General features: G+C 47.7%; 3 protein-coding genes and 1 pseudogene. 3 read left to right on the top strand and 1 reads right to left on the bottom strand.

All coding sequences use genetic code 11. The features are described 5' to 3' along the window. From J3B89_RS04425 to J3B89_RS04415, 3 genes are all read left to right on the top strand, one after another. Entirely contained in the window at positions 1 to 8922 is an 8922-nt protein-coding gene (locus J3B89_RS04425) for a non-ribosomal peptide synthetase (protein WP_215396273.1), read from the top strand. A 1200-nt stretch (positions 8923 to 10122) separates the two neighbouring features. Further along, the gene (locus J3B89_RS04420) at positions 10123 to 10866 is read left to right on the top strand and encodes a thioesterase II family protein (RefSeq protein ID WP_215396272.1); all 744 of its coding nucleotides are present in this window, start codon (positions 10123 to 10125) and stop codon (positions 10864 to 10866) included. Positions 10867 to 10915: 49 nt separating this feature from the next. After that, entirely contained in the window at positions 10916 to 12127 is a 1212-nt protein-coding gene (locus tag J3B89_RS04415; RefSeq protein WP_215396271.1) for an IS256 family transposase, read from the top strand. A 118-nt stretch (positions 12128 to 12245) separates the two neighbouring features. On the opposite strand, the pseudogene J3B89_RS04410 reads toward J3B89_RS04415, so the two are convergent. Further along, a pseudogene (locus J3B89_RS04410) lies at positions 12246 to 13286 on the bottom strand (IS481 family transposase). Between the last annotated feature and the right edge of the window lie 138 nt (positions 13287 to 13424).

Genomic DNA, 13424 nt, shown 5'->3' with positions numbered 1-13424 from the left:
ATGCCATTACACCTGTTAAAGAACGCAAAGGCCAACGGTGTTCACATTTATCTCAGTGAAGGCAAACTGAAAGTAAAAGCCGCTAATAACGCGATGACAGATCAGCTGCGGCAACAGATCCGCGATGCCAAAGAGCAACTAATTGAACTGTTGAGTGCCGCACAGTTTGACGTTCTTGACGCCAATAAGGAAAAGATAGAACCGGTAGTTCGTGGCGAAGCCGCACTACCTTTGTCATTCGCCCAGCAGCGACTGTGGTTTATCGACGAAATGGATGGCGGTTCCAGCCAGTACAACATGCCGATGGCTTTGCGCCTGCGTGGTCAATTAAATGTTGGTGCCTTGAAGCAGACCCTTGACGCGCTGGTCCGAAGGCATGAAATACTTAGAACGGTCTATGACCAGGTTGATGAGGTTGCGGCCCAGATTGTACAACCTCATACTGATGTTGCCATCGAGCATTTAGACCTGTCCGAAACATCCCAAACCGAGCAACAGCAGAAAGTCGAACAGTTGGTTCATGAGCAGGCGGTAGGCAAATTCGATTTAAGCAAAGACTTGATGTTGCGGGTGAGCCTGGTAAGACTTGGTGCCGAAGAACATATTTTGATGCTTACAATGCATCATATTGCCTCCGACGGTTGGTCGATGGGCGTGTTGACCCGGGAGTTTATCCAGCTTTACGGAGCATTTTCCCAAGGTCTAAGCGATCCTCTGCCGCCGCTCGAGATCCAGTACGCCGATTTTGCCCATTGGCAGCGTAAAAACGTCAACGACGACAAGATTGCCAAGCAATTAGAATTCTGGCAAAAGGAGCTGGAGGGCGTCGCAGGTGTTCACAGTCTGCCGCTGGACAAGGCACGCCCTGCTGTACAGCAATATGCCGGTGCCGTAGTCAAGCAAACTCTGGACGTCGGATTGCTTGGTCAGTTGCAGCAATTGGCAAGGGCCCAAGACGTGACCATGTTCATGTTGCTAGAGTCTGCCTTTGCTTTGTTGGTAGCGCGTTGGAGCCATGAGGACGATATTACAATCGGTAGTCCTTTCGCCGGTCGCACTCAAAGCCAGCTAGAACCACTGATCGGTTTTTTCGTCAACACTCTGGTATTCCGTCACAAGATTGACGGTGAACAGACCTTTACTGAATACTTGGCGGCAAACAAGGCAAAGGCACTGCAAGCCTATGCCATTCAAGACGTGCCTTTTGAAATGATAGTAAACAAGCTGCAACCGGAGCGCAGTTTGAGCCACAGCCCATTGTTTCAAATTCTGTTTACCATGCAAAACAATCAGCAACCCGGAGCTGCGCTGGAATTAGCGGGCTTGGCTGTAGAACGACTGGTGGAAAAGCAAGTAACGGTCAAATTTGACATAGAGTTGGCGGTCAGCGAACTCGACGATGGATTGTACATGAATTGGGGCTTTGCCAGCAGCTTGTTTGAGATCTCGACCATCGAGCGAATGGCGGCGAGTTTTGAGGAGTTGTTACGCAGTATCGTGGCGCAACCGAAATTGCCGGTGTACCAGCTTGGCTTTACCACAAAGCAGGACAAGCTGCAGTTAGCACTGTGGAACCAAGCCGGACAAAACTACGATCAGCCGCTTTGCCTACAGCAAATTTTCGAACAACAGGTGCAACGCGAACCGGATGCAACCGCAGTGATTTTCGAACAAGACAGCCTGAGCTACCGACAATTGAATGAAAGAGCGAATCAGGTTGCTCATTGGCTTAAAGGGCAGGGGATCAAACCTGATACCCTGGTCGGACTGTGTGTGCAAAGCTCATTGGAGCTGGCGGTAGGTATTCTGGCCATCTTGAAAGCCGGTGGCGGTTATTTGCCGTTGGATTTCAAACACCCCACCGAGCGTTTGCAATATATGTTGTCAGACAGTAATATCGGCGTGATATTGTGCCAGACGACTACTCAAGAAAAGATACCTGTCGACGGTCAAAAACTTTTGATGCTCGATGATTGGGCAACATTTGCAGATTATCCGATAAGTAATGTCGATACTGCAGATATTGGCTTGACACCATCAAACCTGGCCTACGTGATTTATACTTCCGGCTCTACCGGCAATCCTAAAGGTGTGATGATTAGCCATCGGAATGTGACTCGCCTGTTTGCCTCTTCCGAACAATATTTTGATTTCAACCACAACGATGTTTGGACTCTGTTTCATTCCTATGCCTTCGACTTCTCAGTGTGGGAGTTCTGGGGGGCATTGTTGTATGGTGGCAAATTGGTTGTTGTGCCGTTTGAGATCTCGCGTAATCCCAAAGCTTTTAACGAATTGCTGCACCGGGAAGGAGTGACGGTACTGAACCAGACTCCTTCAGCGTTTTACAATCTCATCGATGTGACGGCTACAGTGCGCGATTTGCGTTATGTGATCTTCGGCGGCGAAGCCTTGGAGCCTGCACGTTTGGCGCCATGGTTCGAGGCTTTCGGTTACGACAAACCGCAGTTAATCAATATGTACGGTATTACAGAAACTACTGTGCATGTTACCTTCAGGCGGATTACTGCTGAAGATGGTGGCAAAACCATGAGTAATATCGGTTTGCCCTTGGACGACCTGTCGACCTATGTTTGTAGCCATGGTCAAATATTGCCGATAGGTGTAACGGGAGAGCTATATGTCGGCGGCGCCGGGCTTGCCAGGGGTTATCTTAATCGCCAAGCCTTGACCGAGGAACGCTTTATTAAAAATCCCTATGATGATGCCCAGCATGACCGGTTGTATCGCTCCGGTGATTTGGTGCGGCGCTTGTCCAATGGCGACTTGGAATATGTTGGTCGGGCCGATGACCAAGTCAAGATACGTGGTTTCCGCATAGAACTTGGAGAGATCAATTCTCAGCTTATCCGCCAACCTGGGGTTAAAGACAGCCTAGTCATGGTTAAAAATAGTGGCGGCGAAAAGCGCTTGGTGGCTTATGTGGTGCCGGATGTACCAATTGATGAAGACTTCCGCGAATTCAAATATGTCGAGCAGTTGCGTCAGTCAGTCAAACAATCATTAGCTGAGTACATGGTGCCCGCGATATTTATGGTTTTACCGTCCTTCCCGTTGACCGTGAACGGCAAGATCGACCGCAGAGCTTTGCCAGAGGTCGATATCTCGACCCAGCTCGAAGAGAGTTACGTCGCACCGAGCAACCCCACCGAGCAAGAATTGTGTGAGATCTGGCAACGGCTGTTGAAAATCGAGCGCATAGGTGTTCATGATAATTTCTTCCAGCTCGGGGGGGATTCGATATTGTCGATTCAGGTGGTTTCCCGGGCCAACCAGGCCGGTATAGGGATCACTACCCGGCAGCTGTTCGGCAACCAAACTGTGGCAGAACTAGCGGCGCTGGCGACAGAAGCAGTGGTTACCGATACGCCACAAGAGGCGATGACCGGTGAGATTGCGTTGTTGCCTATTCAGCAGTCGCTGTTAATGACTAACAAGGGCTTTGTGAATCACTACAACCAAGCCATGTTGTTGGTACCGCCAAGCACCCTTGATTTTGATATGCTCAAAAAGATAGTTAAGGCGCTATATCACCGTCACGATGCGCTGCGCTTGCGGTTCGAGCCCGCCCGTGCCATTTGGAGAGCCAGCCATGTGCCATTTGATGACGCAATGCTTGAAGCCAGCTGTCTCAATGAAGCGCTGCCTGATGATTTTGCCCCGGGCGACGATTCGGTTACTCAAAGGTGTGAGTATTTTCAGCGTAGTCTTGATCTTGAAAAGGGGCCGCTGCTCAAGGCAGTATACTTTTCTCACCCTGAGCATCCGCGTTTGTTGTTGGTTGTGCATCATATGGTGGTTGACGGTATTTCATGGCGTATATTGTTGGCTGACATTGAGCTGGCGTTTGCGGCATGTCTGGCCGGGATGGAAATTTCACTGCCGCCGAAGAGTTCGTCTTTTCAACAATGGGGCGCGACGTTGACCGAATATGCTGCTTCCGCTCGCTTGGCGTCGGAAAAAGACTACTGGCAGGCCAAGTTGGATGCTGAAATTCCCGCTTTCCCGATGGACAACCAAGTTAGTGAAGTGCCGTCTTATGAAACCACTGAGACGGTGCAGATAATCTTAAGTGAGGAGCAAACAACAAGTTTAATTAAAAAATGTTCCATCGCCTATCGCACTACTATTAATGAGCTGCTACTTAGCGGCGTGTATCTAGGTTTTAAACGCTGGTGCCAGGTTGAAGTATTACGCATCACCTTGGAAGGGCATGGCCGGGAAGATCTGTTCGAACATCTGGACACTACCCAGACGGTGGGCTGGTTCACTACGGCATTCCCGGTAATATTGGGTTGTCAGGCCAATGAAGTAGACGGTCTCATTCGCTATGTTAAAGAACAATACCGATCCATTCCCAATAACGGCATAGGTTGTGGCGTATTGCATTACCTGTCTGAGGATGCCCGGCCGCAAGAGGCGGGGATAAGTCCGGCTGAGCTGGTATTTAACTATCTTGGCCAGTTCGACCAATCGTTGAGTGCTGATACTGAATTCGGTGTGGCGGCCGAATCTGCCGGTACCACGGTCAGCCCGCATTTACTGAGGGATCATATTCTCGGTCTCAATGGTATGGCGGTACAAGGCAAGTTGCAGTTCAACCTCGATTTCAGTCGTGCCCAATTTAACACTCAAACCATGGAGAAGTTGGCCGCCGATATTAAACAAGGTTTGGCCGAGGTAATAGAACATTGCCTGAAAGTGAAAAGTGGCACCTACACCCCAAGCGATTTCCCTTTGGCCAAAGTATCAATGGAACAGTTGGACAATTGGCAAAGTCACTATGACATCGACCGGTTATATCCAGCCACATCAATGCAACAGGGGATGTTGTTCCACACCATGTTAGAAGCCGGAGCCTATGTTACCCAGATATTTCCGACCTTCAACGGTCCGCTTAATACTGATTACTTCCGTCAGGCGTGGCAAAGTGTAGTAGACCGCTACGATATTTTCCGTACCGTGTTTATCGGCGAGGGCGACGACCTTCACCAGTTGGTAGTCAAGCAGGCCACTATTCCCTGGAACGAAGAAGACTTACGTGATAAATCTCCAGAGCAGCAGGCACAGTTGTTTGAGCAGTTTCGTCAACAGGACAAGGCCGCAGGCTTCGATGTCGCCAAAGCACCATTACAGCGTATTACTTTATTCAGACTGACTGATCGTCGCTACACCATGTTGTGGAGCCACCATCATATGTTGCTTGACGGCTGGTGTACGTCCATTGTCTACCGTGATGTGATGCTAGCCTATCAAGCGCTGCAGGAAGGACGTGAGGCCGAATTGCCGCCGGTTGCCGTTTACCAGGAATACATCGACTGGCTGACCAGGCAGGATAAGGATAAAGCTAGGCAGTATTGGAAGGAGTATCTGGCGGATATCGCTGAACCGACACCGTTGGTGATAGATCTGCTGCCAAAAGAAGATCCCGGACAAGGGTACTATACCTTGGGCTTTAAATTGGAAGTTGATGCCACCGATACATTGCAGGCTTTCGCCAAGAAACAACAAACCACGGTAAACACCCTGATGCAGCTGGCTTGGGGGGTGCTGCTCAATGCTTATACAGAGCAGGAGCACGTGATGTTTGGTGCTACCATTTCCGGGCGACCGGCGGAAGTGCCTGGAATCGAGTCCATGGTCGGGCTGTTTATCAATGCCATTCCAGTCAAGATATCGATTAACCCGGATGATAAAATCATCAAACTTATCGAGTCATTGCACCAGGGTTTCCAAACCAGTATGAGTTACGGCTATTTGCCACTGACGCAAATTCAGGCGCAAAGTAATGTAAAAGCCGGTATGACTATGTTCGATTCGTTGCTGGCATTTGAAAACTTCCCCATTGATGCGGCGATGGAAGTTAATAATGAGCCGTCGGAAGACGCCATCACTGTTGACGACATAGGTGGCAATGAACAAACCAACTTCAAACTGACCTTTACCGTTAGTTTGCAGCAATCGCTTGTTGTGCAATTGGGTTTTTACCAAGAACAGTTTTCGATTGCTACCATCGAAACTCTGCTGGCTCAATTGAAACATATATTGATGGGTTTGACCCGGTGCGAACGGGTCAGCGAATTAAAGGTTGTTGACGAGGTGCTTAAGGCGCAATATCGCCAGTTACGTCTCGACAGCCAAAAGGGAGAGCCAGAACAACCAAGTGGCGAAGAAACTGACGGTGAATCCTATGTTGCACCAACCAGTGCAACCGAGACCAAGCTTTCAGAGATCTGGATCGAGATCCTCGGCCTTGAGCGCATCGGTATCAACGACAATTTCTTCGATTTGGGTGGCAACTCCATCAAGGCGATGCGAGTGGCCAGCGCGGTCAGCGAGCAGTTTAACGTTGAAAACATCTTAAGGGCATTGTTTGAACATAGCACTGTCAAAGCCCTGGCAGACCACATCGACAAGCAGGCTAGAAGCCTTTATGAGACCATTACTATGGTTGAGTCGAGCCAACCGGCACCACTGTCTTTTGCCCAGCAGCGTTTGTGGTTTATCGACCAACTCGAACCAGGTAATAGTCAGTACAATATGCCAGCCGGATTGGTGTTAACCGGCAACTTGGACATAGCTGCGTTGCAAAGCGTATTTGATGTGCTTGTAAAGCGTCACTTAGTGATGCAGACCAACTATGCCCGCAATGAAGATGGCCCTTACCAGATAGTGCATCGTGATAAAACTGTGGCCATCGAACGGGTGGACCTGACGGCAATAGGCGAAGACCAGCGCCGTACCGAGGTAGAAAGGTTGTTCCGGACGCAGGCGACCAAACCCTTTGATTTGGCCCGAGACTTGATGATCAGAGTGATGCTAATCGATTTAGCTGAGCATAAACACGTTCTGCTATACACCATGCATCACGTTGCATCGGACGGTTGGTCGATGGGTATTTTGAACCGTGAATTCGTCGCTCTTTATAATGCTTTCAGCAAAGGCGGGCTGAATCCTTTGCCATCATTGGAGATACAATATGCCGATTTTGCGCGTTGGCAGCGCGAATCGTTTACTCAAGAACGTATTTCTAAATTGCTAGATTTCTGGAAAACCGAGCTGCATGGTATACCGGCGCTTCACGGCATTCCGTTGGACAGGGCAAGACCGGCAAAACCCGATTATCGTGGTGACGCCTGCGCCCGGCAAATCGGCAACAAATTGGTGGATGGCCTTAACAAGTTGTGTTCACAGCACGATGTGACTTTGTTCATGTTGCTGGAAAGTGCCTTCGCGTATCTGTTGAGTCAATATAGTGGTGAAGACGACATCGTGATAGGCAGTCCTATCGCTGGACGTAACCATCGAAAGATTGAGCCACTGATTGGACTCTTTATCAATACTTTGGTGTTTAGGCATCGCTTTTCCGAAGCAGCCGATTTTGGTGATGTATTGGCACAGACCAAGGAAAAATCGCTTGGTGCCTTTGCCAATCAGGAGCTACCTTTTGAGATGCTCGTCGACGAACTACAACTGAAGAGAAGTTTGAGCCACAACCCGATATTCCAGATCATGTTCGTGTTGCAAAACAACGAACAAACGGTGCCGGTACTGTCTGGTCTTGAACTTAGTGGATTACCCGGTGGCGAAAGCATTATCAAGTTTGATTTGGAACTGACTGCCAGTGAGAACGACCTTGGCATGTCGTTAAATTGGAGTTATGCCACCAGTTTATTTAACGCTTCGACTATCGAAATAATGGCCAACCACTTTGAACAGTTGCTGCAGGAATTAGTGGACAATCCTGCAATGCCGCTTTGTCAATTGAGTAAAGTATGTACGCCGCAGCGGCAATCCGGTGCTGACCGACACTGGGTCAAGCTTGATGGTATTCCTATGCAAACAGACCTCATTTGTCAGCAAATTTGCCGCCATGAATTGGTAAACGATGCTATTGTCTGCCAACATCCCGATGATGAGTCTCAGGCACTGATTGCTTATGTAGTACCACACAAAAATCGCAATGATTCGGTGTTTGATGAGAGCAATTTTAGTGCTACGCTTGAACTCTACCTTGTTGAAATGTTAGCAGATTATAGCCGCCCTCAATTAGTGGTTGTAGTGCCGGCGCTACCTGTAGGGGAAGACGGATATGTTGACAGGGTGAAGTTACCCCTTTATGAGGCCGCATTTTCTTTAGACGATGGGGAAAGTACTCTTTCTGCACAAGAGCAGGAAATGGCTGATTTATGGTGTAAATTGCTGAAAAAAGAATCGATTGGACCCAACGACAACTTTTTCGACCTGGGTGGAAACTCCTTGTTGGCTATTCAAATGGTGACAGAGGCATCGAACATTGGTTTCACGCTAACGGTGGGTGACATTTGGAAAAACCAAACGGTTGCTGCATTGTGCCAGGCCATTTCAGCCAAACAGCAAGCACAACCCGTTAGCGGACAACCGATAGACCATTGCGATGCCGACACCATCAAGCTGACCGATTATCAACAGCAAATACTGGATGACATAGCGGAACGTAGTTTATCTGGATGGACTGCAATAGTTCCTGTTACTAAAGCGTTTACCGAAACTCACTTGCGTACTTTGGTTCGTAATTTGCTTAAACAGAAGGACCAATTAAGTTGCAAGTTGGTTGAAAAAGATAATGTGGTGAATGCATGGTATCGCGAATTCGACCGCAACGCAGTCAAAAAAGTGATTTCGGTGAAGGATATCCATGACGTTGACGCCGCTGAAATCAAGGATAAGGTCGCCGCCATAGAAAAAGACATGGCTATAGGCTTCGACCTGTTCGATGAGAATCTTTTTGCAGTTGTTTATATTGACGCCGGTGAGCATAGCTGTTGTGTACTTGCCGGGCACCGAATTTTAATGGAAGAACAGGATTGGATCGCTTTAGTTGAAGATTTCACCACAAGATGTGCCGAAATGATGAGTTGAAACGATTATTAGGGCTATTGAGACTAAGTATGAATGACGACTTGGCTACCTTGGTGGAGTTGAATCAGTCCACCGCCAAAAGGAGTTTTTTGTATTCATCCTGTTCTTGGCGGGGTTAGCTATTATGACCGCATAGCTAAAGTCTATACCTTGGCATAGCTGGTGCTTGATGACGATTTTGATTATCGTTCGTTACCTGAATTGGCAGAATATCAACTGGAAACGATTCTGGAGGTTCAGGAATCCCGACAAAATACGCTATGCGGATATTGTCGGGGTTTCTTGCATTAATAAATTTATAAGCGTTTGATTTTGAGGTGAAAATTAATGGTAAAGTAGTGGTTTTGTTTCTGACGTCTTAGCAGGATATTACCGGGTGCTGAAAGCATCATCAGTTAAATTGGCGGAGAAAGGCAGCGCCACCTCGAACACGCTTGATTCCGAGCATTTATGTTGCTAGTGGTCCAAATGATTTGTGGCCACGGGATTTTAGTTGTTGTCCGTCTCTGGTACAAAGGGCCATACTGGTATCCGTATCTGGTGGCAGATATTTATAGCCGCAAGTTCGTTGCCAAGGACTAGCGCAACGGTGGCGACGTGCTGCGGCACTGAGCGCGCGCGCGGTATTAAGTGAAAACTGGGTTCTCAGTCCGCCGGTGCTGCACTACGACAACGGAGCTCCGATGACGTCGAGTAACTTATAGTCGCGTCAGGGCGAGAGCGTGAGTGTTCGTTTTCTGTCCAGCTTGTTTAATGGTCGATCTTTTTCGCTCAAGAAACCATCAAAAACTGAGCTGAAACTGTTCAAAAAACGTTCGTGATATTGGCCTGATAATCGCGTTAAGTCGCTCTGGGTATCGCGCCATCATAAAGTTGGCCACGGATAAGCAATGACAATACGCTCTCGGCATCATTGTACATAACCGTGAAATATCGCCCGCAATAGCCGTCACAGGGGACTCTAACACTAGATGACGCACGACTGGATAATATTAAACCATCTGCATTGGATACCTTTGCGTAACATTAATTGAATATAATTAGGTGCAATTTTCTTACTCTGAGTGCTAATTTTAAACATTGATTGCATAGTAAACTGTATGAAAGTTTTGAATAAGGTATCCTGCTCGTAAATTACCTGGTTGTAATTCTGCTTCAACAGTTTTTGTATAGTAACGAATCACCTTTTAGGAGTTCAAGTTGACTTTAAACAAGCTTTTCGTAATACGAAACCCGAATCCTGACGCAAAAGTCCGGTTGTTTTGCTTTCCTTTCGCTGGTGGGGGGATTAATACTTACTTTTCGTGGCTAAATTTCTTCCCTGAAGATGCTGAACTGGTTTTTGTGCAACCGCCAGGTAGAGGAACAAGAATTTTTGAGTCAGCGCATCAGTCTATGGCAGCGTTGATGAAGGAGCTAATGCATCATGCCGACTTTATCGTTGAAAAGCCTTACGTGCTGTTTGGACACAGCTTGGGCAGTCGTGTAGCCTATGAGTTGTGTTGCCAGTTGATGGCTGCGAACAAGCACTTACCTGAATGTGTTATCGCCTCTGGAAGCAGAGCTCCACACACCAAAGGACTGGTGAAAAGTATCCATGATATGCCCGAAGATGAATTTTTGAATGAACTGAAAAATCACAACGGAACCCCGAGTGAAGTTCTAGAAAACAAGGGGCTGATGGAGCTACTACTGCCACTATTGCGGGCAGATTTCCGAATTTCAGAAACATATCTTGCTGAACCAATTGTGCTAAATATACCTTTTGAAATATTCCATGGAGAGCAAGATATCAGCGTCGAGGAAAAAAATGTGTTTGCGTGGCGTGAGCTATCTAGCAAGAATACAAATATAACACGTTTCAATGGCGACCATTTTTTTATTAATCATTGCAGTGACAAAGTTGCTTCAAAAATATTGGAAATTATCCAACGGAGAGTGTAAGAAATCTGTGTAAGTGGCATTCTACCCATGTATTTGAAAGGAATAAAGAATGCCAGTATCAGACCAGCTTATCGACCAGTTATTAGCTGACTACAAATCCCCTGAAGACCTGCTTGGTGAGCAAGGTATCCTTAAGCAATTAACTAAGAAAATTGCTGAGCGTGCTCTTGAGGCCGAGATGGAGCAGCACCTTGGTTACGCCAAACATGATGCCGCCGGTAAAAATACCGGTAATTCCCGCAACGGTAAAAGCCGTAAATCAGTGCGCAGCATTCATAGCGATATCGAGCTTGAAACACCGCGTGACCGCAATGGTAGCTTTGAGCCTAAGCTCATCAAGAAAGGCGAGAAACAGCTCGGTGGTTTTGATGAGCGTATCGTCTCGCTCTATGCCAGAGGCATGTCTACCCGCGATATTCAGGCGCATTTTGAAGAAGCCTATGGTGTTGAAGTCTCACCGACCTTTATCTCCCAGGTAACCAATGCCGTATTGGACGAAGTTAAAGCCTGGCAGCAACGGCCGCTGGCTCCGGTATACCCGATAGTATATCTGGACTGTTTGGTCGTGCGTAGTCGCGATTCTGGCAGCATTCAGAACAAGTCTGTCTACCTTGCCCTTGGTGTAAACACGGATGGCGAGAAAGAGCTACTGGGCTTATGGATAGCGCAAACCGAAGGTGCCAAGTTCTGGCTCTCGGTAATGAACGAGCTAAAAAACCGCGGTGTAGAAGATATCTTCATCGCCTGCGTTGATGGCCTTAAGGGCTTCCCGGATGCGATAGAAGCGGTTTACCCTAAAACACAGGTGCAACTGTGTATCGTGCATCAAATCCGCAACAGTCTGCGCTTCGTTAGCTGGAAAGAGCGCAAGGCCGTCGCAGCCGACCTTAAAACTATCTATGGCGCAGCCACGCTGCAACAGGCCGAGCAGGCGCTCGAACAGTTTGCCGAAACCTGGGATAACCAGCATCCGAGTATCAGCAAGTCCTGGCGTGACAACTGGACAAGGCTGAGCGTGTTCTTCGACTATCCGCCCGAAATACGTAAGGTGATTTACACCACCAATGCTATCGAATCACTCAATGCCAGCCTGCGTCAGGTCACCAAAACCAGACGGTCATTCCCAAGTGATGATGCGGTGCTGAAGTTGCTCTATCTGGCTTTACACCAGATTGCTAAAAAGTGGACAATGCCACTGCGAGATTGGAAGCCAGCCATGACGCGGTTTATGATCATGTACGGTGACCGTGTATCGTTATGATAAACAGCCACTTACACAGAAAATTTTATAGTCTCATCCAACGTTATTTCAGCTATTACAAAGTGTACTAGCTCAGACTTGATCTGACAGTTACCAGTTTTCCACGGTGTCTGTCAGATTAGGTTTGAGTCAGATTCTTCTGCTCCCAAACCTGCTTTCCATTCAGCAAAGTATCCTTTGGCGTTCTGCCATTGCACATCTTGCCTTGATGAGTTCGGTCATTGTTGTAATAAACCAGCCATTCGTCCAGATTTTTTTTTAACTCTGCCAGGTCTACATTGAGCTTTTTACGGAACGTAACCTGATAGAACTCCTGCAATATGGTCTTGTGGAACCGCTCACAGATCCCGTTCGTTTGCGGCGACATGGTTTTGGTATGGTCGATGTCATTGATTGCCAGATACAGCTGATAGTCGTGCTGTTCTACTTTACCGCAGTATTCTGTACCCCGGTCAGTCAAAATACGCAACTCAGGCAAGCCCTGAGTCTCATAGAATGGCAACACTTTATCGTTGAGTAAGTCTGCTGCGGTAATCGGCGTTTTCGTGGTATACAGCTTACAATGCGGGACGTTACAGTAGGTATCGACGTAAGTTTGCTGGTAAATCCGGCCTACACCCTTCAGGTTGCCAACGTAAAACGTATCCTGCGAGTCCAGGTAGCCAGGATGGGCAGTCTCAATCTCCCCACAGGCTTCATCGTCGTGTTCCTTCTTCTCCAGCGCAGCAATTTGTGCGTCAGTCAGGAGTATCCCTTTATCGGCCACCTTGGTGGCTTCCAGCGCCTTCAAACGCTTTTTAAAGTTCTCCAGATCGTGACGTAGCCAGATAGAACGAACACCGTTGCCAGAACGAACACGCCTTGTTTACGCAGCTCATTACTGGTGCGGTGGGTGCTGACCATGAGCCGGATACTCGATAGCATAATCAATAACCGCCTTTTCTATGGTTTCATCCACACGGTTTTTGAGGTTTGGTGCTCTACGGCTTTTATCGATAAGGGCATGAACACCACCTTCAGCAACAGGCTCCTGATAGCGGTAAAACTTGTCACGTGACACGCCCATAACCTTGCAGGCTTTTGAGACGTTATTAAGCTCCTGAGCTAAATTCAGCAGCCCAGCCTTGGGTTTAATTATCGGTTTGTTAGTATGCAGCATGAGAGTAATTTTTTGTTTTTATTACGGATTCGATACCCATATCAAAACTGGTAACTCTGATCTTTTCAAGTAGATGTGTCAGATTAAGTCAAGACTAATGCAATTTAAGGTGTAATTTGTCATCAATATCATCCGAGA

The sequence above is a fragment of the Rheinheimera oceanensis genome, assembly GCF_018831085.1.
Taxonomy (GTDB): domain Bacteria; phylum Pseudomonadota; class Gammaproteobacteria; order Enterobacterales; family Alteromonadaceae; genus Alishewanella; species Alishewanella oceanensis.
The sequence above is the reverse complement of the archived record's forward strand: the minus strand, read 5'-3'. Positions and strand labels throughout refer to the sequence as shown.

Coding starts and splice junctions, on each gene's coding strand:
- J3B89_RS04425 (WP_215396273.1), top strand. CDS start 1: ATGCCATTACACCTGTTAAAGAACGCAAAGGCCAACGGTGTTCACATT.
- J3B89_RS04415 (WP_215396271.1), top strand. CDS start 10,916: ATGCCAGTATCAGACCAGCTTATCGACCAGTTATTAGCTGACTACAAA.